Origin of the sequence: Methylobacterium bullatum (assembly GCF_014845095.1) — a bacterium.
Classification (GTDB): domain Bacteria; phylum Pseudomonadota; class Alphaproteobacteria; order Rhizobiales; family Beijerinckiaceae; genus Methylobacterium; species Methylobacterium bullatum.
Genome location: NZ_NKUG01000074.1, coordinates 17,486 through 37,374 on the forward strand (window position 1 = coordinate 17,486; position 19,889 = coordinate 37,374).

Annotated in this window: 20 protein-coding genes; 6 read left to right on the top strand and 14 right to left on the bottom strand. The window is 66.5% G+C overall.

The window, feature by feature from the left end; genetic code table 11:
* Nucleotides 1–76: 76 nt before the first annotated feature.
* Genes nuoI through MBTS_RS11625 form a run of 10 tightly spaced genes read right to left on the bottom strand, consistent with a single transcriptional unit; the run spans nt 77 to nt 9,342 of the window.
* Nucleotides 77–565: an NADH-quinone oxidoreductase subunit NuoI gene (gene nuoI, locus MBTS_RS11580; RefSeq protein WP_018042024.1), complete on the bottom strand. Its 489-nt coding sequence runs from the start codon at nt 563–565 to the stop codon at nt 77–79.
* Nucleotides 566–590: 25 nt separating this feature from the next.
* Entirely contained in the window at nt 591–1,607 is a 1,017-nt protein-coding gene (gene nuoH, locus MBTS_RS11585) for an NADH-quinone oxidoreductase subunit NuoH (RefSeq protein WP_018042023.1), read from the bottom strand.
* A 12-nt stretch (nt 1,608–1,619) separates the two neighbouring features.
* Complete coding sequence (gene nuoG, locus MBTS_RS11590) at nt 1,620–3,701, bottom strand: NADH-quinone oxidoreductase subunit NuoG (protein WP_147829943.1); 2,082 nt, start codon at nt 3,699–3,701, stop codon at nt 1,620–1,622.
* Between the two features lie 43 nt (nt 3,702–3,744).
* Nucleotides 3,745–5,046 (bottom strand): NADH-quinone oxidoreductase subunit NuoF, encoded by a 1,302-nt coding sequence (nuoF, locus tag MBTS_RS11595; protein WP_056147306.1) that lies wholly within the window; start codon nt 5,044–5,046, stop codon nt 3,745–3,747.
* A gap of 1 nt (nt 5,047) precedes the next feature.
* Nucleotides 5,048–6,142, bottom strand: coding sequence for an NADH-quinone oxidoreductase subunit NuoE (gene nuoE, locus MBTS_RS11600; protein WP_147829941.1), 1,095 nt, complete (start codon nt 6,140–6,142; stop codon nt 5,048–5,050).
* Between the two features lie 3 nt (nt 6,143–6,145).
* Complete coding sequence (locus MBTS_RS11605; protein ID WP_056147314.1) at nt 6,146–6,445, bottom strand: forkhead box protein; 300 nt, start codon at nt 6,443–6,445, stop codon at nt 6,146–6,148.
* Nucleotides 6,446–6,474: 29 nt separating this feature from the next.
* Nucleotides 6,475–7,665: an NADH-quinone oxidoreductase subunit D gene (locus MBTS_RS11610; protein ID WP_018042019.1), complete on the bottom strand. Its 1,191-nt coding sequence runs from the start codon at nt 7,663–7,665 to the stop codon at nt 6,475–6,477.
* A 16-nt stretch (nt 7,666–7,681) separates the two neighbouring features.
* Complete coding sequence (locus tag MBTS_RS11615; RefSeq protein WP_018042018.1) at nt 7,682–8,326, bottom strand: NADH-quinone oxidoreductase subunit C; 645 nt, start codon at nt 8,324–8,326, stop codon at nt 7,682–7,684.
* A gap of 9 nt (nt 8,327–8,335) precedes the next feature.
* The gene (locus MBTS_RS11620; protein ID WP_018042017.1) at nt 8,336–8,923 is read right to left on the bottom strand and encodes a NuoB/complex I 20 kDa subunit family protein; all 588 of its coding nucleotides are present in this window, start codon (nt 8,921–8,923) and stop codon (nt 8,336–8,338) included.
* A 53-nt stretch (nt 8,924–8,976) separates the two neighbouring features.
* A complete protein-coding gene (locus MBTS_RS11625) occupies nt 8,977–9,342 on the bottom strand; it encodes an NADH-quinone oxidoreductase subunit A (RefSeq protein ID WP_147829939.1) in 366 nt (121 codons plus the stop codon).
* A gap of 458 nt (nt 9,343–9,800) precedes the next feature.
* Here MBTS_RS11625 and MBTS_RS11630 point away from each other — a divergent pair, with 458 nt between their 5' ends.
* On the top strand, nt 9,801–10,934 hold the full coding sequence (locus tag MBTS_RS11630) for a glycosyltransferase family 4 protein (protein WP_147829937.1): 1,134 nt from the start codon (nt 9,801–9,803) through the stop codon (nt 10,932–10,934).
* A gap of 293 nt (nt 10,935–11,227) precedes the next feature.
* A complete protein-coding gene (locus MBTS_RS11635; RefSeq protein ID WP_192215725.1) occupies nt 11,228–13,564 on the top strand; it encodes an amylo-alpha-1,6-glucosidase in 2,337 nt (778 codons plus the stop codon).
* A 171-nt stretch (nt 13,565–13,735) separates the two neighbouring features.
* Here MBTS_RS11635 and infC read toward each other — a convergent pair whose 3' ends face one another.
* Together infC and MBTS_RS11645 are read right to left on the bottom strand one after the other, a co-directional pair.
* Complete coding sequence (gene infC, locus MBTS_RS11640; RefSeq protein WP_018042013.1) at nt 13,736–14,257, bottom strand: translation initiation factor IF-3; 522 nt, start codon at nt 14,255–14,257, stop codon at nt 13,736–13,738.
* 188 nt (nt 14,258–14,445) lie between these two features.
* Entirely contained in the window at nt 14,446–15,672 is a 1,227-nt protein-coding gene (locus MBTS_RS11645; protein WP_056147886.1) for a glycosyltransferase family 4 protein, read from the bottom strand.
* Nucleotides 15,673–15,851: 179 nt separating this feature from the next.
* Here MBTS_RS11645 and MBTS_RS11650 point away from each other — a divergent pair, with 179 nt between their 5' ends.
* Nucleotides 15,852–16,631, top strand: coding sequence for an alpha/beta hydrolase (locus tag MBTS_RS11650; protein WP_192215726.1), 780 nt, complete (start codon nt 15,852–15,854; stop codon nt 16,629–16,631).
* 20 nt (nt 16,632–16,651) lie between these two features.
* On the opposite strand, the gene MBTS_RS11655 is transcribed toward MBTS_RS11650, so the two are convergent.
* Together MBTS_RS11655 and MBTS_RS11660 are read right to left on the bottom strand one after the other, a co-directional pair.
* Nucleotides 16,652–16,936: a BQ00720 family protein gene (locus MBTS_RS11655; protein WP_018042010.1), complete on the bottom strand. Its 285-nt coding sequence runs from the start codon at nt 16,934–16,936 to the stop codon at nt 16,652–16,654.
* Nucleotides 16,937–17,014: 78 nt separating this feature from the next.
* Complete coding sequence (locus MBTS_RS11660; RefSeq protein WP_147830928.1) at nt 17,015–17,452, bottom strand: Hsp20 family protein; 438 nt, start codon at nt 17,450–17,452, stop codon at nt 17,015–17,017.
* 591 nt (nt 17,453–18,043) lie between these two features.
* Between MBTS_RS11660 and MBTS_RS11665 the strand changes: the two genes are divergently transcribed.
* The 3 genes from MBTS_RS11665 (at nt 18,044) to tolR (ending at nt 19,889) form a co-directional block, all read left to right on the top strand.
* Nucleotides 18,044–18,520, top strand: a complete 477-nt coding sequence (locus MBTS_RS11665) for a hypothetical protein (protein WP_018042008.1) — start codon at nt 18,044–18,046, stop codon at nt 18,518–18,520.
* Nucleotides 18,521–18,606: 86 nt separating this feature from the next.
* A complete protein-coding gene (locus MBTS_RS11670; protein WP_056161077.1) occupies nt 18,607–19,299 on the top strand; it encodes a MotA/TolQ/ExbB proton channel family protein in 693 nt (230 codons plus the stop codon).
* A gap of 110 nt (nt 19,300–19,409) precedes the next feature.
* On the top strand, nt 19,410–19,889 hold the full coding sequence (gene tolR / locus MBTS_RS11675) for a protein TolR (RefSeq protein WP_192215727.1): 480 nt from the start codon (nt 19,410–19,412) through the stop codon (nt 19,887–19,889).

Here is a 19,889-nt window from a genome sequence, read left to right on the forward strand (position 1 = left end):
AATTCAAACCAGCCCGTGCAGGCCGCCCGTCTATAGAACCCACCCCTGCGGCGCACAACCGCCGGGGCTCCCGTCATCACCGGTATGGCGCGTCCACCGCGATGTTGCGCGCGATCTCGCGCTCCCAGCGGTCGCCGTTCAGGAGCAGCTTGTCCTTGTCGTAGAGAAGCTCCTCGCGGGTCTCCACGGAGAATTCGAGATTCGGCCCCTCGACGATGGCATCCACCGGGCAGGCCTCCTGGCACATGCCGCAATAGATGCATTTCACCATGTCGATGTCGTAGCGCGTGGTGCGCCTCGTGCCGTCGTTACGTCGCGGGCCGGCCTCGATGGTGATGGCCTGCGCCGGGCAGATCGCCTCGCACAGCTTGCAGGCGATGCAGCGCTCTTCCCCGTTGGGATAGCGGCGCAGCGCATGCTCCCCGCGGAAGCGCGGACCGCGATGCCCCATCTCGAAAGGGTAGTTGATCGTGGCCTTGGGTTTGAAGAAGTAGCGCATGGCGAGGGCGAACCCCGACACGAACTCCTTCAGCAGCAGACCCTTGGCGACCTGATCGAGCTTCATGGCGCGATCTCCCTTATGCGTTGCATCATGCCCCCGGCGCGAGACCGGTGAGCTTGAGGACGAAGGCGACGACGACGACCGAGACGAGCGAGAGCGGAAGGAACACCTTCCAGCCGAGGCGCATGAGCTGGTCGTAGCGGTAGCGCGGCACCATGGCCTTCACCATGGCGATCATGAAGAACAGGAAGCTCGCCTTCAGGGCGAACCAGATCAGCCCCGGCACCCAGGTGAAGGGCGCGAACGGGATCGGCGAGAGCCAGCCGCCGAGGAACAGCACCGTTCCGAGCGCGCACATGGTCATGATCGCCACGTACTCGCCGAGCATGAACAGCAGGTACGGCGTCGAGGAATACTCGACCATGTAGCCCGCCACGAGCTCCGATTCGGCCTCCGGCAGATCGAAGGGCGGGCGGTTGGTTTCGGCGAGTGCCGAGATGAAGAACACCACGAACATCGGGAACAGCCAGAGCCAGTACCAGCCGAGGATGCCGAGCGAAGTGTCCTGCGCCATGACGATGCGCGAGAGGTTGAGCGAGCCGGCGCAGAGCAGGACGCAGATGATGACGAAGCCGAGGGACACTTCATAGGAGATCATCTGCGCGGCGGAGCGCAGGGCGCCGAGGAAGGCGTATTTCGAGTTCGAGGCCCAGCCGCCCATCAGCACGCCGTAGACGCCCAAGCTCGAGATCGCGAAGATGTAGGTGATGCCGACATTGAGATCGGCGATGGCCCAGCCTTCCGCCAGCGGGATCACCGCCCAGCCCGCCAGGGCCAGCGTGGCGAAGACCAGGGGCGCTAGCAGGAACAACGCCTTGTTGGCGCCGGCCGGGATCACCGGCTCCTTCAGCACGAACTTCAGGAGATCGGCGAAGGATTGCAGCAGGCCCCAGGGCCCGACCACGTTGGGGCCGCGCCGCAGCTGCACCGCCGCCCAGATCTTGCGATCGGCCAGCAGCGCGTAGGCGATGAAGACGAGAAGCAGCGCCAGGAGCACGAAGCTCTTGAGCACCAGAAGCAGGACGGTGCCGACGATTTCCAGCATGGTCGGCAGCCCCTATTCCGCCGCTTCGAGGCCGCGCGTCCGCGCGAGGCTCGAACATTCGGCCAGCACGCGCGAGGCGCGGGCGATGGCGTTGGTGAGATAGAAGTCCGGCACCGCCGAGGCGAAGGACGAGCGGTTCGCCTCGCCGCCGAGGCCCGCCAGGGTCTCGACCGTGGCGGCGACGTCGACCGGCGCCACCGCGTCGAGGGCGGCGAAATGCGGATATTCCGCATAGAGCGCGCGCCGCAGGGCGCCGAGGGAATCGAAGGCCAGGCGCTTGCCGAGAACGTCGGACAGGGCGCGCAGGATCGCCCAATCCTCGCGGGCGTCGCCCGGCGGGAAGCCGGCGCGGTTGGTGGTCTGCACCCGGCCTTCGAGGTTCACGAAGGTGGCGTTCTTCTCGGTATAGGCGGCCCCCGGCAGGATCACGTCGGCGCGGGTGGCGCCACGGTCGCCGTGGGTGCCCTGGTAGATCACGAAGGCACCGGCACCGATCTCGACCTCGTCGGCGCCGAGGTTGAACAACACGTCCAGGGCACCCGGCTCGGCCATCGCGGCGAAGTCGAGCCCCCCCTCCCCCGGCACGAAGCCGAGATCGAGGGCGCCGACACGGGCGGCGGCGGTCTGGAGCACGGCGAAACCGTTCCATTCCGAGGTGACCGCCCCGACGTCCTTGGCGAGCTTGGCCGCCGCCGCGAGGATGGCGGCTCCGTCCGGACGGGACAGCGCCCCGGTCCCGACGATGACGAGGGGACGGCTCGCGCCCTTCAGCACCTCGGAGAAGCTGTGCCGGCCGGCGGCGATGTCGGCCAGGGTCTCGGGGCCGGCGCCGAGATAGGTATGGGGATAGGTGAGATCCACGGCCTCGCCGATGAGGCCCACCGCCAGCGGCGCCATCCGCCAGCGCTTGCGGATGCGCACGTTGAGGAGCGAGGCTTCCAGGCGCGGATTGGTCCCGACCAGGAGAATCGCATCCGCATCCTCGATCCCCGGGATGGTGGGATTGAAGGCGTAGGCGGCCCGGCCCCAGGCGGGATCGATCGCCTCGCCGGCCTGACGGCAATCGAGATTGGTCACGCCGAGCGACCCCATCAGGGTCTTCAGGGCATAGATCTCCTCCACGGCGGCGAGATCGCCGACGATGGCGCCGACGCGCTTCGGATCGGCGCTCTTCGTCTTCGCGGCGATGGCCGCGAAGGCCTCACCCCAGGAGGCCGGACGCAGGCGGCCGTTCTCGCGCAGATACGGACGGTCGAGGCGCTGCGCGCGCAGGCCGTCCACCGCGTGGCGGGTCTTGTCGGAGATCCACTCCTCGTTGATGTCCTCGTTGACGCGCGGCTCGATCTGCATGACCTCGCGGCCACGGGCATCGACGCGGATGGCACAGCCGACGGCATCCATCACGTCGATGGATTCGGTCTTCGACAGCTCCCAGGGCCGCACCTCGTAGCTCTGCGGCTTATGGACGAGGGCGCCCACCGGGCAGAGATCGGCGACGTTGCCCTGAAGCTCCGAGCCCATCGCGCTCTCGAGATAGCTCGTGATCTCCATGTCCTCGCCGCGGCCGATGGCGCCGAGATCGGGCACGCCGGCCACTTCCGCCAGGAAGCGGACGCAGCGGGTGCAATGGATGCAGCGGTTCATGGCGGTCCGCACCAGCGGGCCGATGTATTTCTCTTCGACCGCCCGCTTGTTCTCGCCGTAGCGGGTCGAATCGACGCCGTAGGCCATGGCCTGATCCTGCAGGTCGCAATGGCCGCCCTGGTCGCAGATTGGGCAATCGAGCGGGTGGTTGATGAGGAGGAACTCCATCACCCCCTCGCGGGCCTTCTTCGTGGTTCCCGACCGGGTGAGGATCTCGGGCGGCTCGCCGTTTGGGCCGGGCCGGCAATCCTTCACCGCGTAGGCGCAGGAGGCCACGGGCTTCGGAGCGCCCTTCAACTCCACCAGGCACATGCGGCAATTGCCGGCGATGGACAGCCGTTCGTGGAAGCAGAAGCGCGGGATCTCCGCGCCCGCGACTTCGCAGGCCTGCAGCAGGGTGTACTCGGCCGGAACATCGACCTCGGTGCCGTCGACGATGAGCTTGGTCATGCGTGCTTCTCGGTGTCGAACATCGGTCCGAAAGACATGGCGATCACTCCGCCGCGATCCGCACAGGATCGCTATGCGGGTTGGCGCTGTAGCGGTCGATGCGCTTTTCGATCTCGGGGCGGAAATGGCGGATGAGGCCCTGGATCGGCCAGGCCGCCGCGTCGCCGAGGGCACAGATCGTGTGGCCCTCGATCTGCTTCGTCACGTCGAGGAGCATGTCGATCTCGCGGCGCTGGGCGCGGCCCTCAGCCATGCGCAGCATCACGCGCCACATCCAGCCGGTGCCCTCGCGGCAGGGCGTGCACTGGCCGCAGCTCTCGTGCTTGTAGAAATAGGCGATGCGGGCGATGGCCGAGACGATGTCGGTGGAGCGGTCGAGAACGATCACCGCCGCCGTGCCGAGGCCGGAGCCGAGGCCGCGCAGGGTGTCGAAATCCATCTTGGCGTCGATGATCTGCTCGGCCGGCACCAGGGGCACCGAAGAGCCGCCGGGGATGGAGCAGAGCAGGTTGTCCCAGCCGCCGCGCATGCCGCCGCAATGCTTGTCGATGAGCTCGCGGAAGGTGATGCCGAGCTCTTCCTCGACGTTGCAGGGCTTGTTGACGTGGCCCGACACGCAGAACAGCTTGGTGCCGGTGTTGTTCTTGCCGCCCAACCCTGCGAACCAGGCGCCGCCCCGGCGCAGGATGGTGCCCGCCACCGCGATGGACTCGACGTTGTTCACCGTGGTGGGACAGCCGTAGAGGCCCATATTGGCCGGGAAAGGCGGCTTCAGCCGCGGCATGCCCTTCTTGCCCTCGAGGCTTTCCAGCAGCGCCGTCTCCTCGCCGCAGATATAAGCGCCGGCACCGTGATGGACGTAGATGTCGAACGGGTAACCGTGGACGTTGTCCTTGCCCACGAGGCGGGCCGCATAAGCCTCGTCCACCGCCTTCTGCAGGGCGTGCTTCTCCGCCACGTACTCGCCGCGGATGTAGATGTAGCAGGCATGGGCGGCCATCGAGAACGAGGCTAGCATGCAGCCCTCGATCAGGAGATGCGGATCGTGCCGCATGATCTCCCGGTCCTTGCAGGTGCCCGGCTCGGATTCGTCGGCGTTGACCACAAGGTAATGCGGCCGCCCATCCGACTTCTTGGGCATGAACGACCATTTCAGGCCCGTCGGGAAGCCGGCACCGCCGCGCCCGCGAAGCCCGGACGCTTTCATCTCGTCGATGATCCAGTCGCGGCCCATTTCCAGCAGGAACTTGGTGCCGTCCCAGGCACCACGCTTCCTGGCCTCGTCGAGACCGGGGGAATGAAGGCCGTACAGATTGGTGAAGATGCGATCCTGATCGGAGAGCATGTCAGTTCCCCTCCGTCTTCGGAGCGCCGGGATTGGGCGCCGTCTTCCTCGGCTTGGCGGCCGTCGGAGGCGGCGTCGCGTCGTCCGGCCCCAGATCCTCGCTGGCACCCGAGGCGAGGGGCTGCGGCGGCGGCTCGTCCCGGGGCAGGTCGGATTGCGTTCCCGCTTCGGCTCCGGCGGCTTCGGCGCGCGCAACCGTCACCCCGGCATCGGCCGTGGGATGACCCGGCTGGGCCTTGGAGTCCGTGGCATCCGCGGCATCAGCCTTATCACCGGCCTTCACCGGCTCTTCGCCTCCGGCCGAACGCTGGGCAGGGCCGTCCGAGGCCGACGAGGCGGCGGCGCGGCCTGCATCGGGTTTAGCGGGTTTGGGATCGGTGGCGGCGCGCTGCTCGGAAGACGCAGCTTCGGATTTGCCCTCGGACGTGGTGTCGTCGGCCGCATGCTCCTCGAAACGCTTGCGCCAGGCGCCCACTCGGGAGCCGTCGAACAAGGTCGCGTCGGTGAGGGTGTCGGCGCCGCCCTTCGGCTCGGACGAGGTGCGCCCCACCTGCGAGCCGACCTTCACCGGGCGGCCGGCCGCCAGATCGTCCATCAGCGTGCCGAGGAGATCCGGCGTCAGGTCCTCGTAGTAATCCTGGTTGATCTGCGCCATAGGCGCATTGCAGCAGGCGCCGAGGCACTCGACTTCGAGCCAGGAGAAGTTGCCGTCGGCGCTCACATGGCCGGGCGCACCGAGACGCTCGTGAAGGTAGTCCTTCAACTCGCGCGCGCCGCAGGAATCGCACGGCACCGTGCCGCAGAGCTGGATCCAGAACCGGCCCACCGGCTCGAGGGCGAACATCGTGTAGAAGGTCGCCACTTCGAGCACGCGGATATGCGGCATACCGAGTTCGGCGGCCACAGCCTCGATCGCCTTCTGCGGCAGCCAGCCGCCATTCTGCTCCTGCGCCTTCCACAGCAACGGAATCACGGCCGAGGCCTGACGCCCTTCCGGGTATTTCTCGATTTGACCCTTCGCCCAGTCGGCGTTCTCGGAAGAGAACGCGAAGGACGCGGGCTGCTCGGCGGCGGGGGCGAGTCTGCGGTTCGCCATAGCTTATTCGGCGTCCTTTATGTCAGCAGGCAGCGGCGTACCGGTCTCGGCAGCACCGCACTCCCAGAACTTACCGTCCGGAATCGGCCGACCACGATCCCTCTCGATCATGGGCATGTTGAAGCAATCACAATGCGAGTCTGAATGCCGCACGAGATCGGTGAAACCCGGCGTACCGGGCTCGCCGATGCGGCGCTCAACAGTCCCGCGGCCGGTCTCCTTGAAGGCATCAGGCAGGCTGCGAAGCGTTTCGTACTGGGCGCAGGAAACGTCGGCCCAAGCCGGCAAGTTGCCGGCAAGCATCGACGCTACCGTGACCGAGAGAGCTGTTCTCACCGGTCCACCTCGCCGAACACGATGTCGAGCGTGCCGAGCACGCAGGACACGTCGGCCAGCATGTGGCCGCGGCACATCCAGTCCATGGCCTGGAGATGGGCGAAACCCGGAGCGCGTATCTTGCAACGGTAGGGCTTGTTGGTGCCGTCGGCGACGAGATAGACGCCGAACTCGCCCTTGGGGGCTTCGACCGCTGCGTAGACCTCGCCGGCCGGGACGTGGAAGCCTTCGGTGTAGAGTTTGAAGTGGTGGATGAGCGCTTCCATCGAGCGCTTCATCTCGCGGCGCGGCGGCGGGGCGAATTTGCCGTCGGTGGCCGCGATCGGCCCCTGTCCGGCAGGCTCGCGCAGCTTCACGCAGCATTGCCGCATGATCTTGGCCGATTCGCGCATCTCTTCCATGCGGATGACCTGGCGATCGTAGGTGTCGCCGTTCCTGCCCACGGGCACGTCGAACTCCATCTCCTCGTAGCACTCGTAGGGCTGCGACTTGCGCAGATCCCACGGGATGCCGGAGCCGCGCACCATCACCCCGGAGAAGCCCCAGGCCATGGCCTCGTCCACGGTGACGATGCCGATGTCGACGTTGCGCTGTTTGAAGATGCGGTTGCCCATGACAAGATTGTCGAGGTCGTCCACCACCTGCAGGAACGGGTCGATGAAGGCCTCGATGTCGTCGATCAGCGCCGGCGGCAGGTCCTGGTGCACGCCGCCGGGCCGGAAGTAGTTGGCGTGGAGACGCGCACCCGACGCGCGCTCGTAGAAGATCATCAGCTTCTCACGCTCCTCGAAGCCCCAGAGCGGCGGCGTCAACGCGCCCACATCCATGGCCTGCGTAGTCACGTTGAGGAGGTGTGAGAGGATGCGGCCGATCTCGCAGAACAGCACGCGGATGAGCTGGGCCCGGCGCGGCACCTGCAACCCCAGCAGCTTCTCGATGCCGAGGCAGAAGGCATGCTCCTGGTTCATCGGCGACACGTAGTCGAGCCGGTCGAAATACGGCGTGGCCTGCAGGTAGGTCTTGTGCTCGATCAGCTTCTCGGTGCCGCGATGGAGCAGGCCGATATGCGGATCGACCCGCTCGACGATTTCGCCGTCTAGTTCCAGCACGAGGCGCAGCACGCCGTGCGCCGCCGGGTGCTGGGGCCCGAAATTGATCGCGAAGTTGCGGATGTTGTGCTCGGTCATGGCCTCGCTCCGCTGTTCAAGCCGACTTCTTCTCATCGCCCGGGAGCACGTATTCGGTGCCCTCCCAGGGCGAGAGGAAGTCGAAGTTCCGGAATTCCTGCGCCAGCTTCACCGGCTCGTAGACCACGCGGGCCTCGTCCTGGTCGTAGCGGACCTCGACGAAGCCGGTGAGGGGGAAGTCCTTGCGCAGGGGATGCCCTTCGAACCCGTAATCCGTCAGCAGGCGGCGCAGATCGGGATGTCCGGAGAAGAGGACTCCGTAGAGGTCGTAGGTCTCGCGCTCGAACCAGTTGGCGGCCGGGAACACGTCGATGACGGAGGGGACCGGGGTCTGGTCGTCGGTCTGTACCTTCACTCGGATGCGGGCGTTATGGCGCAGGGAGAGCAGATGATAGACGACGTCGAAGCGCTTTTCGCGGTTCGGGTAATCCGCGCCGCAGATGTCGATGAAGCAGCGGAAGGCGCAAGCGGGGTCGTCGCGCAGATAGGTCAGCGCATAGACGATGTCGCTCGCCTGCACATTCAGCGTGAGTTCGCCGAAGGCGATGGTCCGCGAGACGATGGCCGGACCCAGCGCCGACCCGACATGGTCGCTGAGCGCCTGGAGGGAGCCGTCGGCCGGGGCCGCGGTATGGGCGAGGATCGAAATTCCGTTGCTCATGCCGGTCCCTCAGCGCTCGATCGTGCCGGTGCGGCGGATCTTCTTCTGCAGGAGGAGCACGCCGTAGAGCAGCGCCTCCGCCGTGGGCGGGCAGCCGGGCACGTAGATGTCCACGGGCACCACCCGGTCGCAGCCGCGCACCACCGAATAGGAATAGTGGTAATAGCCGCCGCCATTGGCGCAGGAGCCCATCGAGATGACGTAGCGCGGCTCCGGCATCTGATCGTAGACCTTGCGCAGGGCGGGGGCCATCTTGTTGGTCAGAGTCCCCGCGACGATCATCACGTCGGATTGGCGCGGCGAGCCACGCGGCGCGAAGCCGAAGCGCTCGCAATCATAGCGCGGCATCGACATCTGCATCATCTCGACCGCGCAACAGGCGAGGCCGAATGTCATCCACATCAGCGACCCGGTGCGGGCCCAATTGATGAGGTCGTCGGTCGAAGTGATGAGGAAGCCGCGGTCGGCGAGTTCGCTGTTGATCGACAGGAAGGTCGGATCGTCGGCGCCGATGGGCCGGCCGGTATTCGGATCGATGATCCCCTTCGGCGCGGGTGCGACGGCGGGGATCCGGGTCATGTCGGGACTGAAGGCCATCGGTTTCTCGGGATCCGGCTTCGGGCAATGCGATTGTCAGGTCGACGGGACGTCTAGTCCCATTCGAGGGCGCCCTTGCGCCACTCGTAGACGAACCCGACCGTGAGCACGCCGAGGAAGGCCATCATCGACCACATACCGAACCAGCCGAGCTCGCCGAAGGTGATCGCCCAGGGGAACAAGAACGCGACTTCAAGGTCGAAGATGATGAATAGGATAGCGACGAGGTAGAACCGCACGTCGAACTTCATGCGGGCGTCGTCGAAAGCATTGAAGCCGCACTCGTAAGCAGAGAGCTTCTCCGGGTCGGGGCTGTTATGAGCGACGAGGAACGGTGCGACGAGCAGCGCCACGGCGATGAACAAGGACACGCCGATGAAAACGATGAGGGGCAGGTAATCCGCCAGCAGGCTTGTCATGCGACACCTCTCGTGTTCGTGGCGGGCGAAGCGCCTCGCGAGCGCCGGTGTGGTATGGAATTGCTCCAATGCCAGACTGCGCAGGCGCGAGGCTTAGACGACCCCCTTGAGCGAAACAAGGGCGTCGTGCGTCGCACAAATCCGGCCATGCTCAGGAAGTATGGGGCGGATCGTATCCGGCAACACGACCGATCCGCGCAGGTCCCTTAAGCAGCAATCCCGCGGTCGTCGCCGGTGTCCGGTCTGGCCGGTTTCCTGCATGGCCCCGCCCCTGCTCGATGACCCCGTCGGGGGAGATGGAACCGAGGATTTCGGGGACATCCGGGCGGAGGAGATAGCGAGGAACGGCACTCGTGGGGCACACGGAACCAGAACCTTGGCCGTGAGTTCCGTTCATGTCCCACTCAGGCCGGATGGCGTTAGGTCGTCGCAATATTCGACCTTACAGGAGACGTTTCGTGCGCATTGCCCAGATTGCTCCGCTCTCGGAGGCCGTGCCTCCGAAGTTCTACGGCGGCACCGAGCGCGTCGTATCGTGGATCACGGAGGAACTCGTCCGGCAGGGACATGACGTGACCCTGTTCGCCAGCGGCGATTCCGAGACGTCCGCCAAGCTCGCCGCCTGCACGCCCGAGGGTCTTCGCCTTCTCGGTTACCGCGATCACACCGCGAGCCATCTGGCGATGCTGCACGCCGTCCACAAACGGGCGCACGAGTTCGACGTGCTGCACTTCCACATCGATCTGCTGCAGTATCCGATGTTCGAAGACCTCTACCACAAGTGCGTCACGACCATGCACGGTCGCCTCGACGTTCCGGATTTCATGCCGGTCTACCGCACCTTCACGGGCATGCCCCTGGTGTCGATCTCCGACAACCAGCGCGAGCCCATGCCGTCGAACTCGAACTGGCAGGCGACGATCCATCACGGCCTGCCGTCCGAGAACTGCCCGTATTATCCGGAAGCCAAGGGCGGCTACCTCGCCTTCCTCGGCCGCATCTCCCCCGAGAAGCGCCCCGACCGGGCGATTCAGATGGCGATCCAGTCCGGCGTGAAGCTGAAGATCGCCGCCAAGGTGGACAAGGCCGATCAGGATTATTGGGACGAGGTCATCGAGCCGATGATCCACCACCCGCTCGTCGAGTTCATCGGCGAGATCAACGAAGAGCAGAAGAAGGACTTCCTCGGCAACGCCCTGGCCCTGGCTTTCCCGATCGACTGGCCGGAGCCCTTCGGCCTCGTCATGATCGAGGCGATGTCGGCCGGCACGCCGGTGATCGCATTCCGCAACGGCTCCGTGCCGGAGGTCATCGCCGACGGCGTCAGTGGCGTCCTGTGCGACACGATGGACGATGCCATCGCGGCCGTACACAAGGTCAAGACCATGAGCCGCGCCGGCGTGCGCCGCCACTTCGAGACGCAGTTCACCGCCGAGTGCATGGTGAAGAAGTATGTGGCGGTCTACGAGCAGCTGATCGAGAACGAGAAGACCATCATCAAGATGCCACGCGCCGGGGCGTTCACCCCGCATTACGGCGATCTGAACGGCTCGGCCCGCCCGTCGCTGTCCGCGGCTGCCATGCCGGCCTGAAAATCCTTGCAGAAAGGCTGATGCCATACGGCACCAGCCTTGCTAACCTCTTCCCGAGTCGACGGCCCTCATTCGTGAGATCCACCGATACCGGTTATCGAAGGCCGCTGGATCGCCCTTTCGCGACCGGCGGCCTTTTGATTCGCGATAGACGATCCAGCGCTTCGGGCCAGAGAGCGAACGTCGCTTCATCGAGCCCGTCGACGCGCCCGAGACGATCTGCGACATCGGGCCGGAGAGGCCCGGCTTCGATACCGCGGGTCCGACAGTCCACTTCCCGGAGACGTTCAGGCATGGCGGCGAACACTTCCACGGCGACGACACAGGACGGTCACAGCAGCACGAACGGGCTGGGGCAGGGTTTCCAGGATGCCGACGAGGTGCTGCCGCAATACCATATCGAGGCACAGACCTCGCTGGTGGAGCGCCCCTTACGCTCCCTGAAATACGGCGAGGCCTTCGCCGTCCTCGACAGCTACGGCGATATCGGCGTGCTGCCCGGGCCCGAGGGCCTGTATTTCCAGGATACGCGCTACCTGTCGCGCCTCGGCTTCACCATCGAGGACCAGCGCCCGCTGCTGCTCTCCTCGGTGATGCAGGACGACAACGGCGCGCTGAGCGTCGACATGACGACGCCGGACATCCGCATCGATGCCCATGACGAGACCACGATCCCCCGCGAGCTGATCGCCATCGAGCGCACCAAGTTCCTGTTCAAGGGTGCCTGCTACGACCGGATCGGCCTGCGCAACTACGATTCGCGCCATTGGAAGCTCAAGATCGGCGTGACCTTCGACGCCGATTACCGCGACCTGTTCGAGGTGCGCGGCATGGACCGGCCGGTCCGCGGCAAGCGCAGCGTGCAGGTGGCGAACGAATCGGAAGTCCAGTTTCGCTATGTCGGTCTCGACGAGGTGGTGCGCACCACGAGCCTCCACTTCGGTCCGAAGCCGCACCGTATCGAGCCGGGCCGCGCCGAGTTCGAGGTCTCGCTGCCCCCGGGCGGCCGGACGTCCCTGTTCATCCGCGTCGTCTTCGAATCGCACCGCGCCTTCACCAGCGCTCCGGCCGCGGAGAAGGTCGGCGAGGACGCCGCCGCCGGCCTGTCACACGCGGCGGGAAGCAGCGCCGGCGCACGCCATCCCAAGGGCCTCGGCGAGGGCGTGATCTTCGCCCGCGCCTATCGCGACGCGCGCCGGGACCTGCGCCAGCTCACCGCCGGGATCACCACGATCATCTCGTCGAACGACCAGTTCAACGAAGCGGCCTGCCGCGCCACCGCCGATCTCTACATGCTGGCGAGCCGCACGCCCGAGGGCATCTACCCCTTCGCCGGCATCCCCTGGTACTCCACCGTGTTCGGCCGCGACGGCATCATCACCGCGATGATGGCGCTCTGGATCGACCCGAACTTCGCCAAGGGCGTCCTACGCTACCTCGCCTCGACACAGGCCAAGGCCGTGGACCCCGCCGCCGATGCCCAGCCGGGCAAGGTCCTGCACGAGACCCGGCGCGGGGAGATGGCGATGCTCGGCGAGGTGCCGTTCCGCCACTATTACGGCACCATCGACGGAACGCCGCTCTTCGTCATGCTGGCCTACGAGTATTACGCGGTCACCGGCGACATCGAGACGATCAAGCGCATCTGGCCCGCCCTCGAACTCGCCCTCACGTGGATGAACGAGTACGGCGACCGGGACGGCGACGGCTTCGTCGAATATGCCCGCGACACCGACAAGGGCCTGGAGAACCAGGGCTGGAAGGACAGCCACGATTCGATCTTCCATACCGATGGACAGCTCGCCAAGGGGCCGATCGCCCTGTGCGAAGTCCAGGGCTACGTCTATGCCGCCAAGAACGGCATGGCCAAGCTCGCCACACTGCTCGGGCACGACGACCTCGCCACCCGCCTCGGAAAGGAGGCACTGGCCCTTCGCGAAAACTTCGACAAGGCCTTCTGGTGCGAGGAGATCGGCACCTACGCGCTGGCCCTGGACGGGGCGAAGAAGCAATGCGCCGTGCGCTCGTCCAATGCCGGCCACGCCCTCTTCACCGGCATCGCCCTGCCGGAGCGCGCCGCGAGCGTCGCCACCAACCTGCTGTCGAAGGACGGATTCAACGGCTGGGGCGTCCGCACGATCGCGCGCGGCGAGGCCCGCTACAACCCGATGTCGTATCACAACGGCTCGATCTGGCCGCACGACAACGCCCTGGTGGCCATGGGCCTCGCGCGCTACGACCTAAAGCCGGAGGCCTCGCGTATCTTCCAGGGCATGTTCGACACCGCCCTCTACCAGGACCAGAAGCGCCTGCCGGAGCTGTTCTGCGGCTTCATGCGCCGCAACCAGCGCGGCCCCGTCTCTTACCCTGTGGCCTGCTCGCCCCAGGCCTGGGCGGCGGCGGCTCCGTTCGCCTTCCTCTCGGCCTGCATCGGTTTGGAGATCCAGCACGACCGCAACCGCATCCGCCTGCGCAACCCCACCCTCCCGGACTTCCTCGAAGGCGTTTCGATCTTCAACCTGAAGCTCGGCGACTCACGGATCGACCTGCGGGTGCAGCGCTACGGCAGCGACGTCACGGTGAACGTGCTGAGGCGGGTGGGCGACGCGCAGGTGTCCGTGGTGAAGTAAATCCTGGGAATTGGGGGCGGCTCCCAGGCTGCCCCCTCCCCTCGCGGCAAGCACGAAGCTGCCCCGAATCACACGACATTCGAGACCGGCTGTAAGGCGATAAAAAAAAGCCGCCTCCCCGAGGAAGCGGCTTTCAGAACGTCCATGTCCCGTGGTGGGACGAAAGCGACCTCAGCGCGGCGCCAGGATCATGATCATTTGGCGGCCTTCGAGCATCGGCTCACTTTCCACCTTGGCGATTTCCTGGGTCTCGTTCTTCACCCGTTCGAGCAGGCGCAGGCCGATATCCTGGTGCGCCATCTCACGGCCACGGAAGCGCAGGGTGACCTTCACCTTGTCGCCCTCCTCGAAGAAGCGGATGACCGCCTTCATCTTGGTGTCGTAATCGTGCTTGTCGATACCGGGGCGGAGCTTGATCTCCTTGACCTCGACCGTCTTCTGCTTCTTGCGGGCCTCGTTCTGCTTCTTCTGTTCGTTGAAGCGGAAGCGGCCGTAATCGAGAAGCTTACAGACGGGAGGGACGGAGTTCGGCGCGATCTCCACGAGATCGAGGCCCGCCTCTTCGGCAAGGGCGAGCGCATCGAAGAAGGCGACGACACCGCGGTTCTGCCCGGTATCATCGATGAGCTGCACCTCGCGGACGCCACGGATGTCCCGATTGGCGCGCGGCCCGTCCTTCTGCGGGGCCGGCATGGCTCTCATTGGTCTACGAATGGCTTCAATCTCCTAGTGAACGACGAAACGGCAGCCTGCGGACATCGCCCGGAGGGCTAGACCTGCCACCAATCGCTCCGGCAATCCGGTTGCGGACACCATGTCCGAACTGCGTCCCGTGTCAACAGGCAGGAGCGGGTTTGGTTCACGAACCGGCCCATACAGTGTCAGCGCGGGCGTCGGGCGAGAAGTTCCGCATAGATGTCGAGGGTGGCGCCCACCATGCCATCGAGGGAGAAATGCGCCTCCACATGGGCGCGCCCCCGGCGGGTCATGGCGTCCCGTGCGCTGGCCCCGAGGGTGAGCGCTTCGAGCAGGGCCTCGGCCAGAGCCGGCGCGTCGCCGGGCGGCACCCGCCAGCCGGTGCGCTGGGCCGCCGGCACTTCCGGCGGGGCGAGCACCGTTTCCGGCACCGCGCCGAGATCCGAGACCACCACCGGGGTCCCGAGGGCCTGGGCTTCCACCGCCGAGCGCCCGAAGGCCTCGGGCTCCACGGACGGGACGGCGACCACCGAAGCCGCCCGGAAGGCGGCCGGCATGTCGGTGCAATGGCCGACCCGCAGGACGATGTCGCGGAGACCGCGTGCCTCGATCAATGTGTCGAGTTCCCGCTCGTAAGCGGAGCGGCCCTGCGGGTCGCCTGCCAGCACGAAGACGACATCGGTGATGCCCCGGTCGCGCAGGAAAGCGGCGGCCTCGATCAGCACGCGCTGACCCTTCCAGGCGGTGAGCCGGGCCGCGAGCAGGACGACGCGCTGGTGCGGCGCCACCCCCCAGGATCGGCGCAGGGCCTCGACGCGGGCGGGCGCCACGGCGCCGGGCGAGAACTGGGCGAGATCGGTGCCGCGATGGACGACCCGGACACGGTCGCCGGCCTGATCGGGGTGAAGCATCCGAATGAGGTCGGCGGTGTAGTGAGAATTGGCGATGACCACGTCGCCGCGCGCCATCACCGAATTGTAGAGCACCTTCACGCCGGTCCGGCCGGAATAACTGCCGTGATAGGTGGTCACATAAGGAATCTTCAGCCGCCGGGCGGCGCCGAGGGCCACCCAGGCGGGAGCGCGCGAGCGGGCATGGACGATCTGGACCCCCTCGCGCCGGCAAAGGCGCGCGAGGCGCCCGACATTCAGCGCCATGGCAAGGGGATTCTTGGAGGCGGCGGGGAATGGAAGCCAGGTTCCGCCCTTGGCCTGCATCTCGCCGACCAGGCGTCCGCCTTCCGTCGCCACGAGGGCCCGCGCGCCCGCGGAGGCGAGGGCTGCGGCCACATCCACCGTGGTACGCTCGGCCCCACCGGCGTCGAGGGCCGGAATGATCTGCAGCACCGTGGCGCCCGCCAGAGGTTGCGCCTCGCTGGGGAATCCGGCCCCGAATCTTTCCTCGCCGCTCATCGGGCCCATCCTTCCGGAGACGGCCGGATCGACGGAAGATGGTCTTCGAAGGGGCGACGGGACTCGTCTCGTGTCTCGATCATGGTCTCCAGCATCGGGGGCACGCTTTACGGCTCGGTAAACGAAATGCGACTGCATCACAGTCAAATGTCGGTTTTACCGGATAAAAGGGACTACGCATGGACTCAGCGCTCAGCCAGGCCCCGACCTTCATCACCATGGGCAAGGGAGACGCCGCGCGGCGCATCGCGGTACGCAGCCGCGCGGGAGACGGACCCGCTCTGGTCTGGCTCGGGGGCTTCCGCTCCGATATGGGCGCCACCAAGGCGATGGTCCTCGACGCTTATGCGCGGGACCATGGCCGCGCGCTCGTCAGGTTCGACTATACCGGGCACGGCGAATCGGAGGGAGAGTTCGCCGAATCGACGATCTCGACCTGGCTCGAAGACGCCATGGCGGTCCTCGACGCCACCGTGACGGGGCCGGCCATCCTCGTCGGCTCGTCGATGGGAGGCTGGATCGCCTGCCTCGCGGCGCGCGCGCGGGCGCTCCGGGGCGATGCCCCGCTGGCCGGCATGGTGCTCATCGCTCCCGCCCTCGACTTCACCGAGACCCTGATGTGGGAGCGTTTTTCACCCGATATCCGCGCGACGATGGAGCGGGAGGGCGTGTGGATGCGGCCCACCGACTACGGGCCGGAGCCGGTGCCCACCACCATGGCGCTGATCGAGGACGGGCGCCGGCATCTTCTCCTCGGCGGTCCGATCGATCCGGGTTGCCCAGTGCATATCCTGCAGGGCATGCGCGATCCGGACGTGCCCTACACCCATGCCCTCGCGACGGTGGAACGGCTGCCGGCTTCCGGCACCGTCCTCACCCTCATCGCCGATGGCGACCACCGCCTGTCACGGCCGCAGGATCTCGCACGGCTGCTGGCGGCGGTGGCGGAGATCGGCTGAGCCGCGAGGCGGGTCGTTTTTCAGTGCAGGCTCACGGCGTGCAGATCGTTCGCCACCGCGTTGGCGACGATCACGTCCCGCGAATCGGCCAGCAAGATCGGGCTGCCGCTGGCCGAGAGCAGGGCGAACAGGTCCATGCCCGGGGTCAGGTCAGGCGCCTGCGGAAACAGCCGCTTCACCTCGTCGGAGCGGATCGGCCGGACATAGGCGATGTGCCCTTCGCCGAGAGCCGCGAGATCGGCAGCGTTGAACTCGGCGGGGTCTAGATCGGCCGGGGTGATCGGATTCGGGTTGAAATCGGTCATGATGCCCTCCTTTCGAGGCAGAGCTTGGTCCGGTGCGGTTCCGTTCGCTGGCCGTCACCGGGTGGGTAGGTCGCGCTCCTAGACGTCGTCGCGGGATGCGATGGCGATCTTCCGGACGATCCGTTCCGGCTCCGGGCGGGTGAGGTCGATGGAGAGAAGTCCGTTCGACAGGTCGGCGCCCACCACCTCCATGCCGTCGGCGAGAAGGAAGGCGCGCTGGAACTGGCGGGCAGCGATGCCGCGATGCAGGAACTGGCGCGATTTGTCGTCGACCTGACGGCCCCGCACCACGAGCTGGTTTTCCTCCAGCATCACGTCGAGTTGGTCCCGCGTGAAGCCGGCCACCGCGAGGGTGATGCGAAGTCGCTCGGGTTCGTCGCTGGAGCGCTGAACGCGCTCGATGTTGTAGGGCGGGTACCCGTCATTGGCCGCCTTCGACACCCGGTCGAGGGCCTGCTCGATCTCGTCGAAGCCGAGAAGAAACGGATGTCCGAACGGAGAAGGCCGTGTCGTCACGTGATCTTGTCCTTCGCGAAGCCCAAGGGTCGATAGAATGAGGCACTTCGAACTGTCGGAGCCCGCCTGCTGCAGCACTCCTCCCGGCGGTCGCCTGCCGGTCATCGCGATATGGAGATGTGGAAAAGCGGCATCAAGGGTTCGGCTCACCGCCGGCTCCTCGCACCGTCCGCCCCCCCCAACGGGAGAGGTCTGCCCGGAACACCATCGCATCCGGTGGAGAGGATGATTGCGGTTCGGGAGTAAGCGCGAGAGGTCGGGACGATCAGGCAACTTATTTGGGACGTTTAGGAAACCAACGATGCCCGCGTGGAGCGTCGCATTAACAGTTTGGAACTGCTCTGATTTTCAGCCCAAAGCTTGATCTTGCCGGATCAATTCGGATACTCCGCGCCACGTCGAACGATGCGGCGGTGCGCAAGCCGGGCGCCACGGGTCAGGCTGGAGCGACACCGGAACGCGAGCGTCGCGCTCATTGCCCGAGGAACCGCCGAAGACGAGCCCTGCCAGGGGTCTCGGCGCTTCCCGTTTGCCATGGCGTTTCGACGCAGGCGACCAGGGACTGCCGCAACCGAGGAGAACCGGACCGTTATGAAAGAGGCGCACTGCGTGATCGACTTCCCAACTCTTTCTCCCGTCCGGGCCGTCGGCGCCGCCCTGGTGGCCACCGCCCTCACGCTGGGATGGGCTGGCTCCGCCGTCGCCCAGGATGCGAAGCCTCCCGCCCTGAAGCTCGAACTCAACCGGCTCGAGCCGGCGGGCGAGGCCTGCCGCACCTATCTCCTCGTGGACAATAGCCGCGGCACCGCGCTGAAATCCCTCAAGCTCGATCTCTTCGCCTTCGATACGGAAGGCGTCGCGCAGAAGCGCCTAGCCGTCGAACTCGGCCCCATCCAGGACCGCAAGACGATGGTTCGGCTGTTCGACTTCCCATCCCTCGCCTGCCCGAAGATCGGCCGCATCCTCCTCAACGACGTCCTCGCCTGCGAAGGCGGCGAGGCCAGCCGCGAGAGCTGCCTCGACCGGATCGAAACCGAGAGCAAGACGAGCGCGACGTTCACGCGCTGACCCCGCGGGCGGGCCGACGGCCCGTCCGAACGCCGATCCGGTCGCCCCTCGGCGATCGCCACCCAACGAAACCCGAGGAGCCCGCCATGGATCCGACTTCCGCGCCGGCCGCTGCCGCCCACGACTTCTCCTTCATCGGCCTGTTTCTCCAGGCGGACCCGATCGTCAAAAGCGTCATGATCCTGCTGGTGGTCGCCTCGATCGCCTGTTGGACGGTGGTGTTCGAGAAGCTCGTCCGCTTCGCCGCCGCCAAGCGTCAGGCCAAGGCCTTCGATGCCCTGGTCCGCTCCGGCGGTTCGCTCGAGGCGACGGGATCGGGGATCGATGCGGGCATCGTTCAGGCCGGTCTCGAGGCCTGGCGCGACCAGGATGCCACCGAGACCCGTGCCGAGCGCCGCGACCGTATCGAGCGCGCCATGCGGGCCGCCCTCACATTGCGGGTCAAGCGGCTCCAGAGCGGCCTGCCGCTTCTGGCGACCTCCGGTTCCACCGCCCCCTTCATCGGCCTCTTCGGCACGGTCTGGGGCATCATGAACTCGTTTTCGTCCATCGCCCAGAGCCAGGACACGTCGCTCGCAGTGGTGGCCCCCGGCATCGCCGAGGCCCTCTTCGCCACGGCCATCGGCCTCATCGTCGCGATCCCGGCGGTGATGGCCTACAACAAGCTGACCAACGATCTCGGCCGGGTGCAATCCGCCTTCGTCGCGAGCATCGGCACCCTCGGCAACCGCCTCGCGCGGGACCGCAAGAGCGTGCCGCACGCCGCCGCCGCCGAGTAGCACGGCTCTCTCGACGCTCTGAACATTCCATGGCCGGCGCGGATGCGGCGGCCCGGTGACGACATGCGGCGGGCCATCGAGCCGGCCGCCGATGCCCCGGAGGGCGAACGATGGGTATGGGTTCGGTCCGCGCCAGCGGCGGCGACGACGAGGACGACCTCGACTCGGCGCCGATGTCTGAGATCAACGTCACTCCGATGGTGGACGTGATGCTGGTGCTGCTGATCATCTTCATGGTCGCGGCGCCGCTGATGACGACGGGCGTGCCCGTGCAACTGCCGAAGACCACGGCCGCCAAGGTCGCTCAGGCGAAGAAGCCGCTTGAAATCTCCATCGACAAGGAAGGCAAGCCGTTCCTGGCCAAGGACGAGCTGACGCCCGAGACGATCATGCCGCGCCTGAAGGCGCTGGCGGCGGAAGACCCGACCCAGGTCATGCTGGTGCGCGGCGACAAGGAGGTGCCCTACGGCAAGATCATGGAAGTGATGGGCCTCGTCGGCCAGGCCGGCTTCACCAAGGTGTCGCTCATCGCGCAATCCCCGGGCGGAGCGCTTCCGGCTGCCCCCGCGGCGAGTGGAGCACCGCGGTAG